Below are 20572 nucleotides of genomic sequence, written 5' to 3'. Positions count from 1 at the left end.
ACCCGTACGAGGAGACTATGAAACACCATACCATCACCCTGCTCTGCTCTGTCAGCCTGCTGATGGCCTGCACGACGCCTGCATCGCTCACCACCGCCTCCAACGAACAACACGATGCCTGCAATGCCGCCGAGCTCAAGGGCCAACTGGGCGAGGCGGAACTGGCCTGCGTGCAAGCGTTGCGCACTGCCGAAAAGGCCGGGGCCAGCGCGGAAATCATCTCGCAGCGCCAATACAACCTGGGCCGCATCAAGCGCTTGCAAGGCAAGAATGCTGAGGCGGAAACACTGTACCGGCAAGCACTGGCCACCGAGGAGGCAGCGCAGCCGCGCAGTGATACGCGCGTCGGCCGGCGCCTGCTGGAACTGGCCTCGGCGCTGTCGGCACAAGGCAAGTGGCAAGAGGGAAGCGCCTACCTGGAAAGCGCCCTGCCCCTGCTGCCAAAGCTGTCACCAGCGTCGCGTACCTATTCGGCAGAAGTGCTGCGGCAGTATGCCAAACAGCTGCAGGGCGGCCCGCAGGCGGCGCTGGGCAAGCGTTTTGCGGTGATGGCGGACACACTGAAATAAGCGCACGCCAGAAAAAACAGGGGCTGCGCCAAAAAAAAACCAGGCACACGGCCTGGCCTTCGACACGCCCGGCATGGCTGCGGGGCGGTAATCTGTGCTGTCGTAGGCGTTGTCGGTCACGCTGAATTGCTGGTATTTCCACAGGTAGGTATCCATGGGCGAGATAGCGGCAGCAAGAAGCAGAGAGGCGTCACCAGAACGGTCGCTTAAAGCAATGGGGCCGGGCGTGCTCACGATCGTGAACAGGCCCGGCCCCATTATCAGCTGGCAGGAGGGGGATCCCCACCCGCTGCCTTAAAATCGATTATTGCAGTTTGATTTCAACATCAACACCAGCTGGCAGGTCCAGCTTCATCAGCGCGTCAACGGTTTTGTCCGTTGGGTCAACGATGTCCATCAGGCGTTGGTGCGTACGGATCTCGAACTGATCGCGCGAAGTTTTGTTGACGTGCGGGGAACGCAGCACATCGAAACGTTGAATACGGGTAGGCAGTGGTACTGGGCCTTTGACGACAGCGCCGGTGCGCTTCGCGGTTTCAACGATTTCCAGAGCGGACTGGTCGATCAGTTTGTAATCGAAAGCCTTCAGGCGGATACGGATTTTTTGGTTTGGTGCCGACATGATATTTCCTTAAAAGAACGAACCGCGCGGTCTGCACGGCAATGAGGTAACACAGGAAGTTCTGACGCAACAACCGTCAGGGTCGACATAATAGCACCAAAATGCTTGCCAACCCCAGCAGTTGAATAAAAAGAAGGGCGCCGGGCGACGACGCATCTTCTTTTATGCAGGCTTAAGAATTAAGCCAGGATTTTTGCAACAACACCAGCGCCGACGGTACGACCGCCTTCACGGATAGCGAAGCGCAGGCCTTCTTCCATCGCGATCGGGTTGATCAGCTTGACGGTGATCGACACGTTATCGCCTGGCATGACCATTTCTTTGTCTGCTGGCAACTCGATCGAACCAGTCACGTCCGTAGTACGGAAGTAGAACTGTGGACGATAGTTGTTGAAGAATGGCGTATGACGGCCGCCTTCATCTTTCGACAAAACATAGATCTCGCCGGTGAAGTGTGCATGCGGCTTGATCGAGCCTGGCTTTGCCAGAACTTGACCACGTTGCACGTCTTCACGCTTGGTGCCGCGCAGCAGCAGACCAACGTTGTCACCGGCCATACCTTGGTCCAGCAACTTGCGGAACATTTCCACGCCGGTGCAAATGGTCTTGACGGTATCGATAATACCAACGATTTCGATCTCTTCGCCGACTTTAACAATACCGCGCTCAATACGACCGGTCACAACGGTACCGCGACCCGAGATCGAGAACACGTCTTCTACTGGCATCAGGAACGCACCGTCAATAGCGCGCTCTGGCGTTGGGATGTACGAATCGAGAGCATCGGCCAGACGCAGCACTGCATCCACGCCCATTTCGCCTTCTTTGCCTTCCAGCGCCATACGTGCCGAACCTTTGATGATAGGCACGTCGTCGCCAGGGAACTCATACTTCGACAACAGCTCGCGCACTTCCATTTCAACCAGTTCCAGCAACTCTTCGTCATCGACCAGGTCGCACTTGTTCAGGAACACGATGATGTATGGAACGCCAACTTGGCGGGCCAGCAGGATGTGTTCGCGGGTCTGTGGCATTGGGCCGTCAGCTGCGGAGCATACCAGGATCGCGCCGTCCATCTGCGCGGCACCGGTAATCATGTTCTTGATGTAATCGGCGTGGCCTGGGCAGTCAACGTGAGCGTAGTGGCGGGCAGCCGTTTCGTACTCAACGTGGGCGGTGTTAATCGTAATACCGCGCGCTTTTTCTTCTGGTGCTGCATCGATCTGGTCGTATGCTTTAGCTTCGCCGCCGAATTTCTTCGACAGAACCGTTGCGATTGCAGCGGTCAGCGTGGTTTTACCGTGGTCGACGTGGCCGATGGTGCCGACGTTGACGTGCGGCTTGGTCCGTTCGAATTTACCTTTTGCCATTTTATTCTTCCTTAGAACAATGATTTAAATGTAGGGACCGGAATTCTCGTGAAATCCGGTCCGGAACTTCTATTACTTAGCTTTCGAGCTTACGATTGCTTCAGTCACATGCTTCGGAGCTTCCGAATAGTGCTTGAATTCCATCGAGTAAGTCGCACGGCCTTGCGTTGCGGAACGCAGCGAGGTCGAGTAGCCGAACATTTCCGACAGTGGCACTTCGGCCTTGATGATCTTGCCGCCACCACCAGCAATTTCATCCATACCTTGCACCATACCGCGACGCGACGACAGATCGCCCATCACGGTACCAGCGTAGTCTTCCGGCGTTTCCACGTCCACCGACATCATCGGCTCCAGGATGACTGGCGATGCTTTGCGGCAGCCATCTTTGAATGCCATCGAAGCGGCCATGCGGAATGCATTTTCGTTCGAGTCAACATCATGGTACGAACCGAAGAACAGCGTGACTTTCACGTCAACGACTGGGTAGCCAGCCATCACGCCCGAAGTCAGCGTGTCGCGCACACCTTTTTCAACTGCAGGGATGTATTCGCGAGGAACGGTACCGCCCTTGATCGCGTCAACGAATTCGAAACCCTTGCCCGGTTCTTGCGGCTCGATCTTCAGAACCACGTGACCGTATTGACCACGACCACCCGATTGCTTGACGAATTTGCCTTCCGACTCTTCGCAAACTTTACGGATCGTTTCGCGGTAAGCCACTTGTGGCTTGCCGACGGTCGCTTCGACGCCGAATTCGCGCTTCATGCGGTCAACGATAATTTCCAGATGCAACTCGCCCATACCACCGATGATGGTCTGGCCCGATTCTTCATCGGTCTTCACGCGGAACGAAGGATCTTCCTGTGCCAAGCGGTTCAGCGCCAGGCCCATTTTTTCCTGGTCAGCCTTGGTCTTAGGCTCAACAGCCTGCGAGATCACTGGCTCAGGGAAAACCATTTTTTCCAGCGTGATGATGGCCGAAGGATCGCACAGGGTTTCGCCCGTGGTGGCGTCTTTCAGACCCACCGCAGCGGCGATGTCGCCGGCGTGCACTTCTTTGATTTCTTCACGTTGGTTCGCATGCATCTGCAAAATACGACCCAGGCGTTCTTTTTTGTTCTTGATCGGGTTGTAGACGGTATCGCCCGACTTGATCATGCCCGAATAGACGCGGAAGAAGATCAGCTGGCCGACGAAGGGGTCGGTCATGATCTTGAACGCCAGTGCGGCGAATTTTTCGTTGTCGTCAGCTTTACGGAAGATCGGCTGGTCGTCTTCATCCATGCCTTGAACTGGCTTGATGTCGACAGGCGATGGCAGGTACTCGATCACGCCGTCCAACATGGCTTGTACGCCCTTGTTTTTGAACGCGGTGCCGCACATCATCGGCACGATTTCCGATGCCAGCGTACGCATGCGCAGGCCGGTCTTGATCTCTTCTTCCGACAAGTCGCCTTCTTCCAGGTACTTGTTCATCAGCTCGTCGGTCGCTTCGGCAGCCGATTCGACCATCTTGACGCGCCACTCGGCGGCTTGTTCAGCCAGCTCAGCGGGAATATCACGGTAGTCGAACTTCATGCCTTGCGAAGCGTCGTCCCAATAGATGGCTTTCATCTTGACCAGATCGACCACGCCCAGGAAGTTCTCTTCAGCGCCGATAGGAATCTGCAGAGGAATCGGGTTAGCCTTCAGGCGCGCACGCATTTGCTCGTAGACCTTGAAGAAGTTGGCGCCGGTACGGTCCATCTTGTTCACGAAGGCCAGACGTGGCACTTTGTACTTGTTAGCCTGGCGCCATACCGTTTCCGATTGTGGCTGCACACCGCCGACTGCACAGTAAACCATGCAGGCGCCATCCAACACGCGCATCGAACGTTCAACTTCAATGGTGAAGTCTACGTGGCCCGGGGTGTCGATGATGTTGATGTGATGCTCAGGGAAGTTACCAGCCATACCCTTCCAGAAGCAAGTGGTCGCTGCGGACGTAATCGTGATACCGCGCTCTTGCTCTTGCTCCATCCAGTCCATGGTGGCGGCGCCATCATGCACTTCACCAATCTTGTGATTGATGCCGGTGTAGAACAGTACGCGTTCGGTGGTTGTCGTCTTACCTGCATCGATGTGAGCGGAGATACCGATATTGCGGTAGCGCTCAATGGGGGTCTTGCGGGCCATAATTAATCCTAAATGAATGGACAAAACCGAGCAGCATTTTTTTGCAAAAATGAGCCCGGCCTCGAACAACAGATACTTGACAGCCGCCTTGCGGTAGCTGGCTTTTTATTAGAAGCGGAAATGCGAGAACGCTTTGTTCGCTTCAGCCATACGGTGGACTTCGTCGCGTTTTTTCATCGCGCCGCCACGGCTTTCAGCCGCTTCCATCAGCTCACCGCCGAGGCGTTGTGGCATCGATTTTTCGCTGCGCTTGTTAGCAGCTTCACGCAACCAACGCATGGACAGAGCCATACGACGCACTGGGCGAACTTCGACCGGCACCTGGTAGTTTGCACCACCAACGCGACGGGATTTCACCTCAACGAGCGGCTTGGCGTTGTTGATTGCGGTAACGAAAACTTCGAGCGGATCTTTGCCCGATTTAGCTGCGATGTGCTCGAAAGCACCGTAGATGATGTTTTCTGCAACCGATTTTTTACCGGACAGCATCAGCACGTTTACAAATTTAGCGACATCAGTGTTGCCGAATTTTGGATCTGGCAAAATTTCGCGCTTGGGTACTTCACGACGACGTGGCATATCAATTCCTTTCAATCTTCAGTTGAGCGCGCGTTCTTCGCACACTCGCGGACGACCATCATAGTCTTCCACTTACTCGACCAGATGCGGTCGACTACATTCACTTAGCTAGTTGCCACTGAGCGAAACTTGGTTTACTGCAACTTATTACTTCTTGCTTGCTTTAGCGCGCTTGGTACCGTACTTCGAACGCGATTGCTTACGGTCTTTGACGCCTTGGGTATCCAGAGCACCGCGAACCATGTGGTAACGCACACCCGGCAAATCCTTGACGCGGCCGCCGCGCAACAGCACAACACTATGCTCTTGCAGGTTATGGCCTTCACCGCCAATGTACGAAATAACTTCGAAACCATTGGTCAGGCGAACTTTAGCGACTTTACGCAGAGCCGAGTTAGGCTTCTTTGGAGTCGTGGTGTAAACACGTGTGCAGACGCCACGCTTTTGCGGGCTGTTTTCCAGCGCCGGCGATTTGCTCTTCACGGTCAAAGCGACGCGTGGATTGCGAATCAATTGATTGATGGTTGGCATCGTTATAAATCCAACAAAAAAATACGATTAATAACCCGGGCAAGATGCCCGGCGACTAAAACCTCGTCCCGCTTTTATCTGCTGCGCACCGCAGGCGCCCGCAGCCACTCGATAAGGAGCGGCCAAGAAATGCCAAGTAACACGTAAACGATGTGCAGAATAAAATCGAGAACTCGCTAGTTTAGACCTTGTGTTACAGGGGGTCAATCAGTTTACGACTTTTTGCTATAAAAAAAGGCAAAGAACGACACCAATCGTGGCATTTTTGGCTAATTTTTATCTTTTTTCGCCACCCTACAAATTACTTATTCGATATTATTTCTCTTCGGACAAGCATCCGCCGTGACCGTTCTTGTATCGCCGCCAGATGACAAAAGGATTGATAATAGCGGACATTTTTCGCAGCCCTCCCGCCCCTATGCGCCCCTTGCTTCGCCCCGCCAATCTGTTCCTAATCCTGACCTATGCCTTGCTGACGGCCGTGCCGTTCATCCCGGCGCTGCTGGGGCGGCCGCCCGAGCATCCGTGGCATATGCTCACGTTCGCACTGCTGGCCTGGCTGGCCATATGCAGCGTCTTCAAGCGCCCCGCGTATTTTCATTGGCTGCTGGTACCCGCCTTCCTCGCCTTGCCGACGGAAGTCTACCTGTTCATCTTCTATGGCCAGGGTATTTCCACGCATCACCTGGGCATCATCGTTGAAACCAGCCCCAAGGAAGCGATGGAATTCCTCGGGCAAAAAATATGGCTGATGGGCGCCGTCATGCTGGGCGTGATCGCCTGGTGCTTTCTCAGCTGGTATGCGGCCACGCGTACGCGCGACCTCGACTGGCGCGGCAAGACGCGCCCGGCCGCCTTCGCACTGCTGCTCGTGCTGGGCGGCATCTGGCTGTATGGCTACGAATTCGGTTTCGACGCCAAGGCCCAGCATGGCGCCGCCGCGTCGGCCAAGGCGGTCAAGGCACCGGCTGGCAGCAGGGCGGGCGCGTCCGGTTTCGGCGATGCCAGCTCTGCAGACGACGAGACGCAAGAGGAAGACGACGAGAGCAGCAAGCCCGAGAACGCCAGCAGCGCCGGCGCCGACGAGACGGGCCTGGGCTGGCCCAGCCTGCCTCACTGGGCGCGCCTGCCCTACACCTTCGAGACCATCAGCAACTCCTGGCCCTTCGGCCTGATGGCGCGCGGCCTCGACTTTTACAAGGAACGTCGATACCTGGCCGAACTGGGACAAAAAAGCAGCAGCTTCCGTTTCGGCGCGCACCAGCAAAATCCAGATCCCCATCCCGAAGTGGTGGTGATGGTGATCGGAGAATCGTCGCGCTACGACCGCTGGAGCCTGAACGGCTACGAACGCGACACCAACCCCTTGCTGCAACAGGAAAGCAACCTGGTGCCGCTGGCCGACGTCATTACGGCCGTTTCCGCCACGCGCCTGTCGGTGCCCGTCATCATCTCGCGCAAACCGGCCACGCAAAGCCTCAAGGATGGCTTTTCGGAAAAATCCTTCCTGACGGCCTACAAGGAGGCGGGCTTCAAGACCTACTGGCTGTCGAATCAGATTTCGTTCGGCCAGTTCGATACGCCCGTCTCCGTCTTTGCCAAGGAAGCGGACGTGGTGCAGTTCCTGAATCTGGGCGGCTTTACCAACAATTCGAACTTCGACCAGATCCTGTTCGACCCATTCAAGAATGCGCTGGCCGATCCGGCGCCGAAAAAGCTCATCGTGCTGCACACGCTGGGCAGTCACTGGAATTACAGCCAGCGCTATCCGAAGGCGTTCGATAAATGGCATCCTTCGCTGTTCGGCGTCGACAAGCCCGTCTACACGGACACGGCCATCAAGCCGCAATTGAACAACAGCTATGACAGTTCCATCCTGTACACGGACTGGTTCCTGTCCAACGTGATTGGCATGTTAAAAGACGATGGCCAGCGCAGCGCCCTGCGCAGCTCGCTCGTGTACGTGGCCGACCATGGCCAGACCCTGTATGACGGCACCTGCCGCCTGGCTTTCCATGGGCATAACACGCAGTTCGAGTTCCACGTGCCCGCCTTTGTCTGGTACTCGCCGCAATTCCAGCAGCACTACCCGGACAAGGTGACGCAGTTGCAGCGCCATCAAAAGGCGCGCCTGTCGACGGAAAACATGTTCCACACCCTGCTCGACCTGGGCGATATCCGCTTTGCCGGCGAGCAGCCAGAATGGAGCATCGCCAGCCCCCGCTTCAAGCAGCACAAGCGTTTTGTCGACAGCTATGGCTGGACCAACTACGACAACGCCATCATCCGCGGCGATTGCCGCGAAGTGATCGACAAGAGCTCGCCGGAGAAGCAGGACAAATAAGCATCTTCATCAGGCACGTTCCAGCACGCCCGCGCAATTGGCCGGCTGCGCCATGTGCGTGCTGAGCCAGTCGAACACGCGCCCCGCCTTGTCTTCGATGGCGGGACCAAAACCCCGCTGCGCCAGCAGGGCGATGCCGTTGGTGGCTTGCAGCACACCGGGCGCCAGCAGCAGCGCGCCATCTTCGTCGCGGCGCACGCACCAGGGCGCCAGGCAGTCTTCCAGCAGCGGCCCCAGCACCAGGTTGTGCGACGAGACGATCACCAGATGGCGCGCCGCCAGCGTATGCAGCACTGCGGCGGCCGCCGCCACCGATTCCAGGTGATTCGTGCCGCGAAAAATTTCGTCGATCAGGAACAGCGCCGGCGCCTCGTTCTCGTCCAGCGCCAGCAATTCCTGCGCGCGCCGTAACTCGGCGATGTACAGACTCTCGCCGCCGTCCAGCGAGTCTTCATTCTGCATGCTCGAATACAGGGGCAACAGCGGCACTGTGGCAGCCCGGGCATAGCAAAAACCGAAGGCGCGCGCGCTGATCAGATTGAGTCCCACGCCGCGCAGCAAGGTGCTCTTGCCGATCGCGTTCTGGCCCGAGATGAAGGCGCCGCGGCCATCGAGCTGCAAGGACAGCGGCACGGCACCGTCGAGCAGCGGATGCACCATGGCGTCGAGCGACAATTGCCGCGCGGGCGCGCTCTGCGCCCAGCAGAATTGCGCGCGGCTGCGCAGATGGCGCGCCAGCGCCAGGTCCGCTTCCAGATCCGCCAGCAGCATAAAACTCTGGCGCAGGAAGTCACGCTCGCGCCGCACCACCTGCAGGCTGTGGAAATAGCGCCGCACATTGGCCAGCATCAGCCAGTCTTCATACTCGCTCAGCAGCGGAATCATCTTGATCCAGCGGACCGGCGTGAGCTGGCGGTTAATGATGTCCGATGCCCGATGCCCTTCCCGCAAGGCCTGCGTGAAGGGCGAATCGAGCGCGCCCAGGCGGCCATGCACCCGCAGCATCTGCTGCAAGGTGTGCACGCTGCGCTGCCACAGCTTGCTGCGCTCATAAAAATGCACTTGCAGCGCGATCAGCGCCGCCCACATCACCACCACGGCGCCCCATGCCAGCGGTGCGAACAGGCAGGCGGCCAGCAGCGACACAGCCAGCAACAGCACGGGCAGCGCCAGCCAACGGGCCCACCAAGGCGGCGCCGACTGCGGCGCGCCAAACAGGGGCGCGCTCACTTCCATGTCCGCCGCGCGCAGGGGCTGCATCGCCTGCTCCAGCAATTGCTGCTGCGCCGGCGCCCCGAGCAAGGCGGCGACGCGCTCGCGCGAGGCCGCGCCGGCCGTACCGCTGGCCAGGCGCTGGTGCAAGCGCTGCTGGCCAAAGATGCTGGTCTGCTGCGCCAGTTGCGCGCTGTAAGGCTCCAGCAGCATCTCATCCCAGGTCTGGCGATCGATCAGGGCCGGGGTGCCCTCCAGTTGCTGCAGCATGGCGATATCGCTGTGGGCAAACGGATAATCAAGCTCTACAGGTTCGGGCAGGCTGGCGAACTGGCGCAGCCAGACCGCCACCTGGGAAAATAGAGGACGCTGTTGGGACAAGGGATTCATCACGCTCCATGGTAATAGCCGGCATGGCGCGGCGCGCCGTCACAGCCCGACACAGATCAGGCCACTTACCAAATTATCAAGAAAAATATTCAAAGCGGACAAAGCTGGACAGCCCGGACAGGGCGGACAGCCGGACACCCGCATTTTTCCCTTTAAAATCAATGCTCTAAAACTGGCATGGATCGTGCATAAAGGAAACCGTCTCCAACGAAACGTCCACCATGATCCGCGATACTTCCTCCCAAGACGCCGTACTGGCAGCCCCGCCCGGCCAGCGCCACAAGAAGCGCGCCCTGCTACTGGTGGGCGCCGCCATCGTCATCGGCGCCGCCATCGCCGTCTTCGCCGGCTGGCGCAACAGCGAGCACTCCGTCAATGCCAGCCGCCTGCGCATCGCCGACGTCACGCGCGGCACCCTGATCCGCGACGCCGCCGTGAATGGCCGCGTGGTGGCCGCCATCAGCCCGACCCTGTATTCAACCACCGTAGCCACGGTGACGCTGAAGACCAAGGCGGGCGACACGGTGAAAAAAGGCGACATCCTCGCCGTGCTGGAATCGCCCGACCTGTCCGACGCATTGAAACGCGAGCAGTCGAGCGTGCAGCAGCTGGAAGCGGAAGTGGCGCGCCAGCAGATCCTGGCCAAGAAGCAGAAGCTGCTGGCACGGCGCGAAGCCGATACAGCGGAAATCGAGCGCCTGTCCGCGCAGCGCACGCTGGAACGCTACGAAAGCGTGGCGCAAGTGGGCATTATCGCCAAGATCGATTACCAGAAGGCCAAGGATGCGCTGAACTCGGCCGAGATCCGTAGCAAGCACGCCTCGCAGGCGGCAGGCCTGGAAAGCGAAGACGTGATCCTGGCAATGAAGACCAAGGTCAATGAACTTGAACGCCAGCGCCTCGTCCGAGACAACGCCCAGCGCCGGGTCGATGAACTGACCGTGCGTGCGCCCGTGAATGGTTTCATCGGCACTCTGTCGGTGGCCAACCGCAGCGTGGTGCAAGCCAATACGGCCCTGATGACGCTGGTCGACCTGTCGCAGCTGGAAGTGGAGCTGGAAGTACCGGAAACGTATGTGGCCGATATTGGCCTGGGCATGAGCGCCGAGATCGAAACGGGCGCCATCAAGGCCAGCGGCAAGCTGTCGGCGCTGTCGCCCGAAGTAGTCAAGAACCAGGTGCTGGCGCGCGTGCGCTTCAACGGCGAACAGCCGGCCGGCCTGCGCCAGAACCAGCGCGTCACGGCGCGTCTGCTGATCGATGAAAAACCGAATGTGCTGATGCTGGCACGCGGCCCCTTCGTCGAGGCCGAAGGCGGCCGCTTTGCCTACGTCGTGCGCGATGGCGTGGCCATCCGCACTCCCATCAGGATGGGCGCCACCAGTGTCTCGTCCGTGGAAATCCTCGATGGCCTGAAACTGGGCGACAAGGTGGTCGTCGCCGGCACGGAAGCATTCGAGAACGCGGCCCGCGTCTCCATCAATCAATAAGCTGCATCCACTCCATTTAGATAAAGAGGCACGCCATGCTGCGCATGCAAAACCTGAGCAAAGTCTACCGCACCCACATGATCGAAACACACGCGTTGCGCGGCTTCGAGATCCACGTCAAACAAGGCGAATTCGTCACCGTCACAGGGCCGTCCGGCTCCGGCAAAACGAGCTTCTTGAACATCGCCGGCCTGCTCGAGGAATTCACCGACGGAGAATACATCCTCGACGGCGTCAACGTGAAGGGCATGAACGACAATGCCCGCTCGCGCCTGCGCAACGAGAAACTTGGCTTCATTTTCCAGGGTTTCAACCTGATCCCCGACCTGTCGCTGTTCGACAATGTCGACGTGCCGCTGCGCTACCGGGGCTTCAACAGCGCCGAACGGCGCGAACGCATCGAAGATGCGCTGGCCAAGGTAGGCCTGGCCTCGCGCATGAAGCACTATCCGGCCGAACTGTCGGGTGGGCAGCAGCAGCGCGTGGCGATCGCGCGCGCGCTGGCCGGTTCGCCGAAACTGCTGCTGGCCGATGAACCGACGGGCAACCTCGATACGCAGATGGCACGCGGCGTGATGGAGCTGCTGGAAGACATCAACGCACAAGGCACCACCATCCTGATGGTCACGCATGATCCCGAACTGGCGCTACGCTCGCAGCGCAACGTGCACATCATCGACGGTCAGGTGTCCGACCTGGTGCACAAGGGACCATCGCTGGCCAGCAGCCCGGCCAAGGCCGGCAGCAACGCCGCCACTGTCTGAGGATCGCCCATGTTCCAGTACTACTTTCTGCTTGGCCTGCGCAGCCTGCGCCGCAACCCTGCCCTGACGGCACTGATGGTGCTGACCCTGGCGATCGGCGTGGCCGCCAGCATTGCCACCCTGACCATTCTGCACGTCATGTCGGGCAATCCCCTGCCGCACAAGAATGGCCGCATGTTTGTGCCGCTGGTCGACAACGGCTCCCTCTCCGGCTATACACCGGGTAACAAGTCGGGCGACAGCCAGCTGAGCTACCGCGACGCCGTCAATTTCCAGAACAGCAAACTGGGTGAACGGCGTAGCGTCATGTTCGGCGTGGGCGGCGCCATCGAGCCACTGCGCAAGGACATCGGCGCCTTCACGTCGCAAGGACTGGCCGCCTACCGCGACTTCTTTCCCATGTTCGAGACGCCGTTCCGCTATGGCCAGCCATGGAGCGCGGCAGACGATGCGGCCGGCGCCGACGTCATTGTCCTGTCGCGCAAGCTGGCTGAAAAACTCTACGGCGACAGCAATCCTGTGGGTCAGCGCATGACACTCATGGGTTTCCAGTACCAGATCACGGGCGTGCTCGATAAATGGGAACCCGTACCGCGCATCCACCGCATCATCGGCAGTGGCGCCTTCGGCAGCGAAGACAGCTACTTCATCCCGTTTACCAGCGCGATCCGCCACCAGACCAGCCATAACGGCAGCATGAACTGCAGCGGCAACCGCGAGCCGGGCTACCAGGGCACGCTTGATTCGGAATGCACGTGGATGCAGTTCTGGTTCGAGATGGCCAACGACGGCCAGCGCGACGAATTGCAAAATTACCTCGACAGCTATGCGCAAGAGCAGCGCAAGCTGGGCCGCCTGAAACGCAATGCCCCCAACAAGCTGTTCAGCATCGATGAATGGATGGAGCACTTGCACGTGGTGGGCAACGACAGCAAGCTGTCAGCCTGGCTGGCCTTCGGCTTTCTGGCCCTGTGCCTGGTCAATACCATCGGCCTGCTGCTGGCCAAGTTCTCGGTGCGCGCCGCCGAAGTGGGCATCCGCCGCGCACTGGGTGCCTCACGCAGCGATATCTTCCGCCAGTTCCTCGTCGAGACCACCGTCATCGGCCTGGCCGGCGGCGTGCTCGGTCTGCTGCTGGCCTTCGGCGCGCTGGCACTGATCGGCATGCAGTCGAAGCAGCTGACCGTCGCGGCGCACATGGACTGGGTGATGCTGGCCATGACCTTCGTCATTTCGGTGGCCGCGACCATCCTCGCCGGCCTGCTGCCGACTTGGCGCGCCTGCCAGGTGACGCCGGCCATCCAGCTCAAATCCCAATGACCGCACCCACCGCACACGAATAGGACTAGCATGGAAATCCGACCCATCCTGTCTGCGCTGATGCGCAGCAAAACCGGCGCCATCCTGGTTGCCGTGCAGGTAGCCCTGAGCCTGGCCATCCTGGCCAATGCCCTGCATATCGTCAACGTGCGCCAGGAAGTGGCGGCGCGACCCAGCGGCGTGGTGGCAGAGAGCGACGTCTTCCACCTGCTGGCGCGCAACTTGCGCCAGCAGGGCCACAACGAAGAACTGGCCCTGCAAAAACGCCTGGCCGCCGCTGTGCGCGCCGTGCCGGGCGTGGTCTCGGTGGCGCAGGTAAGCCAGGTACCCCTGTCGCGCAATGGCAGCAACAGCGGCTTCGCCGCCAGCCGCAAGCAGGTAAACAGCTCCGCCATTGCCGCCGTGTATATCACGCCCGACTCCCTGGTCAAGACCTGGGGCCTGAACCTGCTGGAGGGGCGCGACTTCACGCCAGCCGAGATCACCGAAATCGACCAAAACGTGACGGAAGAATTTCCCCCGCAAGTCATCGTCACGCGGGCAATGGCCGAGAAAATCCACCCGGGCGGCGGCAGTGCGCTGGGCATGCCCCTCTTTCTGGGCACAGGCGAAGGCGCGCAGCAATTGCAAGTGGTTGGCGTCGTCGAGCGGCTGCAGAGTCAGGGCGCGGAAGTGGGCGACAGCGGCGAGTATTCGGTCCTGTTTCCCGTGCGCCTGACGGGCGACGGCGATACCCTGCTGACCATCCGTGCCGAGCCGGGGCAGCGCGACCGCGTGATGAAGGACGCCGAGCAAGCCATCCGCGCAGCCACGCCGGACAAGCTGATCGTGCGCCTGCGCAGTTTCGACGAAGACCGCAATACGCGCTACCGCGCTGACCGCGCGCTGTCGTGGATGCTGATCACCGTCTCGGCCCTGCTGCTGCTGGTGACGGCCAGCGGCATCGTCGGCATTGCCAGCCTGTGGGTCACGCAGCGGCGCAAGCAGATCGGCGTGCGCCGTGCCCTGGGCGCGCGGCGCGTCGACATCCTGCGCTACTTCCTGACGGAAAATTTCATGATCACCAGCGTGGGAATAGCTGCAGGCGTGGTGCTGGCCCTGGCGCTGAACCAGCTGCTGGTGAGCCAGCTGGAAATGGCGCGCCTGCCCCTGCACTACGTGTTCGGCGGCGCGGCGGTGTTCTGGCTGTTGGGCCTGGGCGCCGTATATGGCCCGGCCTGGCGCGCGGCCAGCATTTCGCCGGCCACCGCCACGCGCAGCGCATGAATATTTGCCACTGCCCTGGCTGTCGTGACAATGCTATGCTGCGCGCATGCCTACCGTACTGATTATTGACGACAATGCCGCCGTGGCCATCGCGCTCGACGTGCTGTTCTCGCTGCACGAGATCGACGCGTTGCGCGCCGCCTCGCCTGAAGAGGGCCTGGCCCTGCTGGCGCGGCACCCCATCGACCTGGTGGTGCAGGACATGAACTTCACGGCCGACACCACCTCGGGGGAGGAAGGCAGCACACTGTTTCACGCCATCCGTGCGCGCCACCCCGACCTGCCCGTCATCTTGCTGACGGCCTGGACGCAGCTCGATGCGGCCGTCGACCTGATCAAATCGGGCGCGGCCGACTATCTGGCCAAGCCATGGGACGACCGGCGCCTGATCGCCAGCGTGCAAAACCTGCTGGAACTGGGCCAGGCCAACCGCGCCCTGCGCTTGCGCGTGCTGCAGGAGCAGCGCCAGCGCCACGAACTGGAAAATAATTTCGACTTGCGCGGCATGGTCTGGCAAGACGCGGCCACGGAACGCGTCGTGCACCTGGCCTGCCAGGTGGCGCGCGCCGATGTGCCCGTGCTCATTTCCGGGCCAAATGGCAGCGGCAAGGAGCGCATCGCCGCCATCGTGCAAGCAAATTCCCACGTGTCCAGCGGTCCCTTCGTGGTACTCAATTGCGGCGCCGTGCCGGTAGAGCTGATCGAGGCGGAACTTTTCGGCGCCGAAGCGGGCGCCTACACGGGTTCCACGCGCGCGCGCGACGGCAAGTTCGATGCAGCCGACGGCGGCACGCTGTTTCTCGACGAGATAGGCAACTTGCCGCTGGCCGGGCAAATGAAGCTGCTGCGCGTGCTGGAAACGGGCCGCTTCGAGCGCCTCGGCTCGAACCGCGAGCGGCAAGTGAAAGTGCGCGTCATCAGCGCCAGCAATGCCGACCTGCCGGCCATGATACGCGCCGGCACCTTCCGCGAAGACCTGTTTTACCGCCTGAACGTGATCGAGCTGCGCCTGCCGCCGCTGGTGCAGCGCCCGGCCGACATCCTGGTGCTGGCGCGGCATTTCCTCGGCACGGAAAAAAGCCTCGATGCGCAGGCGCAAGCCAGCCTGTTGGCGCACGGCTGGCCTGGCAATGTACGAGAACTGAAAAACGTCATGCAGCGCGCCAGCCTGCTGACGGCAGGTTCCCTGATCCATGCGCAGGAACTGGGCTTGCCACTGGCGGCCATGCCACGCGCGCCGCAGGATGCGGTGGCCACGGAACCGGACCGCGACAGCGTCGCCGCCGCCCTGGCCCGCGCGCACGGCGTGGTAGCGCAGGCGGCGCAGGAACTGGGCCTGTCGCGCCAGGCACTGTACCGGCGCATGGAGCGCCTGGGCATCGCGCGCGCCTGATGCCCCCCACCAAACACCTGCCGCTGCGCCCGAATGACCTGCGCCTTTCGCTGCTCACGCGCTGGACGGCGCTGATCGTCACCTTGCTGGTGCTGGGCATGGGCATCGCCCTGCTGCTCGCACACTTCCTGCCCGGCCAGCCGTGGCTGGTGCTGGGCCTGTCCCTGCTGTGCATCCTGCCGATTGCCATCATCACCATCCGCGCGCAGCTGCAAGCGATGCTGTCGCTGTTTCGCGCCTTGAGCGGTACGGTCGCCAGCTACCAGGACGGCGACTTCGCCTTCAGCCTGCGCTGGCCACAAAACGATGAACTGGCCGACCTGGTGGCGGCCCACAATGCGCTCGGCGACGTGCTGCGCAAGCAGCGCCTGGATCTGGTGCAGCGCGAGCTGCTGCTCGACACCATGGTGCAAAACACGCCGGTTGCCATGCTGCTGGTGGCCGAGGGCAGCGCCATTGTTTACGCCAACCTGGCCGCGCGCCAGTTGCTGCACCAGGGACGCCGGTTGGAAGGGCACCACCTGGCCGACATCGTGCAGCAGGCGGCGCCGGCTCTGGCCGAAGCACTGGCGCGTGCCAGTGATGGCCTGTTTACCAGTGGCGACGGGGAACAGGAGGAGGTGTATCACCTGGCGCGGCGCAGCTTCAGCCTGAACGGACGCACACATGAACTGCTGCTGCTGCGCCAGCTGACCCTGGAACTGCGACGCCAGGAAGTGCAGACCTGGAAAAAGGTCATCCGCGTCATCAGCCATGAGCTGAACAACTCACTGGCGCCGCTGGCCTCGCTGGCCCATTCGGGTGCCGAACTGGTGCGCCGCGGACAAACCGAACGCCTGCCGCAAATCCTCGCCACCATCGAGGAACGCACGCGCCACCTGGAGACTTTCATTCTTGGCTACGCCCGCTTTGCCAAGCTGCCCACGCCGCGCCTGGCCCCCTGCGAATGGCAACCCTTCCTCGACAGCCTGGCCTCGCAAGCGGCCTTCACGCTCGACTGCCCGCCGCCGACGCAGGCGGCCGTGTTCGACACGGCGCAAATGCAGCAGGCGCTGCTAAATCTGCTCAAAAATGCGCTGGAATCGGGATCGATGGAAGAGCAAATCGGCCTGCACGTGAGCCAGGCGCTAGGCCAGCTGCGCATCGAGGTGCGCGACCGCGGGCCGGGCATGAGCGGCGCCGTGCTGGAAAACGCGCTGGTGCCGTTCTACTCCACCAAGCGCAGCGGCACGGGACTGGGCTTGGCGCTGGCACGTGAAATTGCCGAAGCGCATGGCGGACGCATCACCCTGGCCAATCGCGAGGGCGGCGGACTGACGGTTACGCTGATTCTCCCCTTGCTGGACAGAAACTAGATCCTTGTGCAACGATTTTCAGATCGCAAAATATGAAATTATTTTTCGTGCAATATCAACAATTTGTGTGTTTAATTTTACAATTAAATGCCACGCATGCCCCTGCGTTAGCAATAAGCTATCTAAGTTTGCATAATGATATAAAAATAGCTGATTGACAATAGAATGTCATGACGGTAATTTACCCGAGCGGTACGGTTTTTCTGAAACATCAATCGTTTTTTCTCGGGGATAAATATGAAACTGAAATCACTCATCGCAGCAGCGGTACTGGGTGCTGCATCCATCGGCAGCGCTTATGCTGCGGCGTATACCATCAATCTGACAAATACCGTAGGCAATCTATGGACGGGCGGCTTCAATGCCACGCCGACCCCGATCGGCGCCTTTACGGATGTTTTCACCTTCACCCCCAATGCGACCTTCGGTTCGACCGCGCAAGCCTTCCTGGCCAATCTGTCGGTCACGGGCAGCGATCCCGCCTCCATCAACTTCACCAGCGCCAACCTGAACAGCATCTCCCTGACCGGCTTTGGCGGCGCCACCGTCTTCGGCTATGCCCAGGGCCAAGTGCTGGCACCAACCAGCCTGCTCTTCAATGGCCCACTGACGCTGACCGTGTCCGGCATTAGCAATGGCGGCAGCTATGGCGGCGCCTTCAACCTGAACCTGGCTCCAGTTCCTGAACCGGAAACCTATGCCATGCTGCTGGCCGGCCTGGGTATACTGGGCTTCATGGCCCGGCGCCGCAAGCAGTCTTGATTCCCCCTCCCCAAAGACGCTACGGCGTCTTTTTTTATGCCCCTGCTACACTGGCGCCATGACGACCGACTTTACCGCCACCAGCAATACCGCTTTCAGCCATCCTGGCCACCCGCCGGCCACCACCACCGAACACCGCGGCATCCGCTATATGCACCTGGGGACCAAGTGGGTACAGGGCGCCATGCGCCTGGACAAAGCCGACACCATCGAACTCGAATACGTGCAGATGATGATGATGTGGATGCTATTCAAGACGCAGCCCAAACGCATCGTGCAACTGGGCCTGGGCAGCGCCGCACTGACTAAATTTTGCTACCGCCGCTTCCCCGACGCGCAGGTCACGGCCATCGAACTCAATCCGAATGTGATCGCCATTTGCGGCGCCCAGTTCGCGCTGCCGCCGAACGACGCGCACCTCGATGTGCGCGAAATGAATGCGCTCGACTTCGTGCTCGATCCGGCCAACCACGGCAGCGTCGACGTGCTGCAAGTGGACCTGTACGACGAAGAGGCGCGCGGCCCCGTGCTCGACACGCCCGAGTTCTACCAGGCCTGCTTTGACTGCCTGACGGACGACGGCATCCTGTGTACGAATGTCTTCGGCGACTTCCCCAACTACGACAAGAACCTGCAGGCGATGGAACTGGTCTTCGACGCCGTCGTCTGGGTGCCGGAACTGGAAGATGAAAATATCGTCGTACTGGCATTCAAAAAATCGCCATCACTCGATTTCAGCGAGTTGTACGAGCGCGCCGCTGCCATCAAGAAGCAGTTCAACCTGCCCGCCAAGAACTGGGTCAACGGCTTGAAGCAGTGGATGCTGGACCAGCAATAACACTCCCGCATCACGCCGGCAGCAGCGCGCCCAGGCGGCGCGCCAGGCCATCCATGTTCTCGGCCGGCACCTGCGCATAACCGAGCAAAAAACCGTTCCAGCCTGCCCCCTCTTCCGTGCCATGGGCGGACAGCGCCAGTGCCACGATGCCGTCCTGCGCGGCACGCCGGCTCAGCGCAAGATCATCCCACCGTGCATCGTAAAAACGCAGCGCCAGGTGCATGCCGGCCGAGCCGCCATGGATGGATGCACCCGCACACGCATGGCGCTGCAATGCCTCGCTCAAGGCATCGCGGCGCTGGCGGTACAGGCGGCGCATGCGCCGCACATGGCGCGCAAACAGGCCGCTGCGCAGGAACTCGGCCAACGCCAGCTGCTCGGCCACCCGCCCCCGCGCAGCGCCCTGCGCCTGCATCTGCGCGAAAGCCCCGGCCAGCGCGGCTGGCACCACGATAAAGGCGATGCGCAAGGCGGGAAACATGGTCTTGCTGAACGTGCCCAGGTACACCACGGGCGCGTCCGCCACCAGCCCTTGCATGGCGGCCAGGGGCGGGCCGCCATGGCGAAATTCACTGTCGTAATCGTCTTCGATGATCAGGGCGTTCGCAGCACGGGCGCGGTCGAGCAGCGCCATGCGGCGCGCGGGACTGAGCACGCTCCCCGTTGGATACTGGTGCGATGGCGTGGTGTAGATCAGGCGCGGCGGCGCCGCGTTCCAATCGTCTTCCGTCGGCGCGATGCCATCCATGTCAACTGCAATGCCAGCCACCTGCAAGCCGGCGCCACGGCCCGCCGCCAGCGCGCCGCCATACCCGGGATGCTCGATCCACAGGGTGTCGCCCTGGTCGGCAAAGGCGCGCAGGCATACATCGAGGCTACTCTGTGTGCCATCGGTGATGAATACCTGGCCTGCATCGCAAACGACGCCACGCGCGGCGCGCAAATGGTCGGCAATGGCCATGCGCAGCTGCGGCTCGCCGGCCGGATCGCCATAATTGAGCTGGCGCGGTGTCAGCGCGCGCCAGGCGCGGTCCAGCATGCGCCGCCACTGCGCCAGAGGAAATTCGTCGAGCGCCGGCACGCCAGGCGCGAACGCTCCCATCGCGTCGGCGGGAAATACCACCGCTGCATTCACATCCTGCCCCGACACGCCGCGCAAATGCCTGGCACGGCGCGACAAGCCATCCTTGCCGTCGGCCGCAGGCGGCGTCACCTGCACGCCGGCGCTGCCAGCGACCAGCGTACCGCGCCGGTCCGGCAGCACGAAGCCTTCGCTGGCCAGTTGCTCGTAGGCGTACAGCACCGTATTGCGCGCCAGTCCCAGTTCAGCGGCCAGCACGCGCGTGGCGGCCAGCCGCGTGCCAGGAGCCAGCTGCCCGCCGCGGATGGCCGCGCGCAGGCATTCATGCAGCAGGCGCTGGCGCGGCCAGCCCCGCTCGCGGTGCGTGCGCTCAAATACGCTCAACAGCAAAGCATAATCCATGCGCGCTCCTCAATTGTGGCTCTAAATTATTCCTCGTTACTGGATCTTTTTTCAGAGCCAGACAACGATTATAGTGCCACTTGCTTCTTCAACCGACAGGACTCCC

The 20572-nt window shown here is 60.9% G+C and carries 17 protein-coding genes; 10 read left to right on the top strand and 7 right to left on the bottom strand.

Annotation, left to right across the window (positions count from 1 at the left end; translation table 11 throughout):
- Positions 1 to 17 precede the first annotated feature (17 nt).
- Entirely contained in the window at positions 18 to 569 is a 552-nt protein-coding gene (locus ACQ4W6_RS00630) for a tetratricopeptide repeat protein (protein WP_436565265.1), read from the top strand.
- Between the two features lie 304 nt (positions 570 to 873).
- On the opposite strand, the gene rpsJ is transcribed toward ACQ4W6_RS00630, so the two are convergent.
- From rpsJ to rpsL, 5 genes are all read right to left on the bottom strand, one after another.
- Positions 874 to 1191: a 30S ribosomal protein S10 gene (rpsJ, locus tag ACQ4W6_RS00625; protein ID WP_010394389.1), complete on the bottom strand. Its 318-nt coding sequence runs from the start codon at positions 1189 to 1191 to the stop codon at positions 874 to 876.
- 179 nt (positions 1192 to 1370) lie between these two features.
- Entirely contained in the window at positions 1371 to 2561 is a 1191-nt protein-coding gene (gene tuf / locus ACQ4W6_RS00620; RefSeq protein WP_436565230.1) for an elongation factor Tu, read from the bottom strand.
- A gap of 72 nt (positions 2562 to 2633) precedes the next feature.
- Complete coding sequence (gene fusA, locus ACQ4W6_RS00615) at positions 2634 to 4739, bottom strand: elongation factor G (RefSeq protein ID WP_436565464.1); 2106 nt, start codon at positions 4737 to 4739, stop codon at positions 2634 to 2636.
- Between the two features lie 108 nt (positions 4740 to 4847).
- Positions 4848 to 5318 (bottom strand): 30S ribosomal protein S7, encoded by a 471-nt coding sequence (gene rpsG / locus ACQ4W6_RS00610; RefSeq protein WP_065310159.1) that lies wholly within the window; start codon positions 5316 to 5318, stop codon positions 4848 to 4850.
- A gap of 147 nt (positions 5319 to 5465) precedes the next feature.
- Positions 5466 to 5849 (bottom strand): 30S ribosomal protein S12, encoded by a 384-nt coding sequence (gene rpsL, locus ACQ4W6_RS00605; RefSeq protein ID WP_436565264.1) that lies wholly within the window; start codon positions 5847 to 5849, stop codon positions 5466 to 5468.
- A gap of 418 nt (positions 5850 to 6267) precedes the next feature.
- On the opposite strand from rpsL, the gene ACQ4W6_RS00600 reads away from it, so the two are divergent.
- A complete protein-coding gene (locus ACQ4W6_RS00600; protein ID WP_436565263.1) occupies positions 6268 to 8193 on the top strand; it encodes a phosphoethanolamine transferase in 1926 nt (641 codons plus the stop codon).
- Between the two features lie 9 nt (positions 8194 to 8202).
- Here the strand turns inward: ACQ4W6_RS00600 and ACQ4W6_RS00595 are convergent, their stop codons facing one another.
- Positions 8203 to 9795 carry a MutS-related protein gene (locus ACQ4W6_RS00595; protein WP_436565262.1) on the bottom strand — a complete coding sequence of 531 codons (1593 nt, stop codon included), beginning with the start codon at positions 9793 to 9795 and terminating at the stop codon, positions 8203 to 8205.
- Between the two features lie 221 nt (positions 9796 to 10016).
- Between ACQ4W6_RS00595 and ACQ4W6_RS00590 the strand changes: the two genes are divergently transcribed.
- The 8 genes from ACQ4W6_RS00590 to ACQ4W6_RS00555 all read left to right on the top strand — a co-directional run bounded on the left by ACQ4W6_RS00590 (position 10017) and on the right by ACQ4W6_RS00555 (position 18983).
- Positions 10017 to 11285: an efflux RND transporter periplasmic adaptor subunit gene (locus ACQ4W6_RS00590; protein ID WP_436565261.1), complete on the top strand. Its 1269-nt coding sequence runs from the start codon at positions 10017 to 10019 to the stop codon at positions 11283 to 11285.
- Between the two features lie 35 nt (positions 11286 to 11320).
- A complete protein-coding gene (locus tag ACQ4W6_RS00585) occupies positions 11321 to 12049 on the top strand; it encodes an ABC transporter ATP-binding protein (RefSeq protein WP_436565260.1) in 729 nt (242 codons plus the stop codon).
- Between the two features lie 9 nt (positions 12050 to 12058).
- Positions 12059 to 13369 (top strand): ABC transporter permease, encoded by a 1311-nt coding sequence (locus ACQ4W6_RS00580; RefSeq protein ID WP_436565259.1) that lies wholly within the window; start codon positions 12059 to 12061, stop codon positions 13367 to 13369.
- A gap of 30 nt (positions 13370 to 13399) precedes the next feature.
- Positions 13400 to 14635, top strand: coding sequence for an ABC transporter permease (locus tag ACQ4W6_RS00575; RefSeq protein ID WP_436565258.1), 1236 nt, complete (start codon positions 13400 to 13402; stop codon positions 14633 to 14635).
- Between the two features lie 46 nt (positions 14636 to 14681).
- Complete coding sequence (locus tag ACQ4W6_RS00570) at positions 14682 to 16028, top strand: sigma-54-dependent transcriptional regulator (protein WP_436565257.1); 1347 nt, start codon at positions 14682 to 14684, stop codon at positions 16026 to 16028.
- Positions 16028 to 17383, top strand: a complete 1356-nt coding sequence (locus ACQ4W6_RS00565) for a sensor histidine kinase (protein ID WP_436565256.1) — start codon at positions 16028 to 16030, stop codon at positions 17381 to 17383. Before ACQ4W6_RS00570 ends, ACQ4W6_RS00565 begins: the two co-directional genes overlap by 1 nt.
- Positions 17384 to 17620: 237 nt before the next feature.
- Positions 17621 to 18145, top strand: coding sequence for an FxDxF family PEP-CTERM protein (locus ACQ4W6_RS00560; protein ID WP_436565255.1), 525 nt, complete (start codon positions 17621 to 17623; stop codon positions 18143 to 18145).
- Between the two features lie 58 nt (positions 18146 to 18203).
- Positions 18204 to 18983 carry a spermine/spermidine synthase domain-containing protein gene (locus ACQ4W6_RS00555; RefSeq protein ID WP_436565254.1) on the top strand — a complete coding sequence of 260 codons (780 nt, stop codon included), beginning with the start codon at positions 18204 to 18206 and terminating at the stop codon, positions 18981 to 18983.
- A gap of 10 nt (positions 18984 to 18993) precedes the next feature.
- Here the strand turns inward: ACQ4W6_RS00555 and pdxR are convergent, their stop codons facing one another.
- Entirely contained in the window at positions 18994 to 20466 is a 1473-nt protein-coding gene (gene pdxR / locus ACQ4W6_RS00550; RefSeq protein WP_436565253.1) for a MocR-like pyridoxine biosynthesis transcription factor PdxR, read from the bottom strand.
- Between the last annotated feature and the right edge of the window lie 106 nt (positions 20467 to 20572).

Source organism: Janthinobacterium woesei, assembly GCF_051380875.1.
In the GTDB taxonomy this organism is placed as follows: domain Bacteria; phylum Pseudomonadota; class Gammaproteobacteria; order Burkholderiales; family Burkholderiaceae_D; genus Janthinobacterium.
The sequence above is the reverse complement of the archived record's forward strand: the minus strand, read 5'-3'. Positions and strand labels throughout refer to the sequence as shown.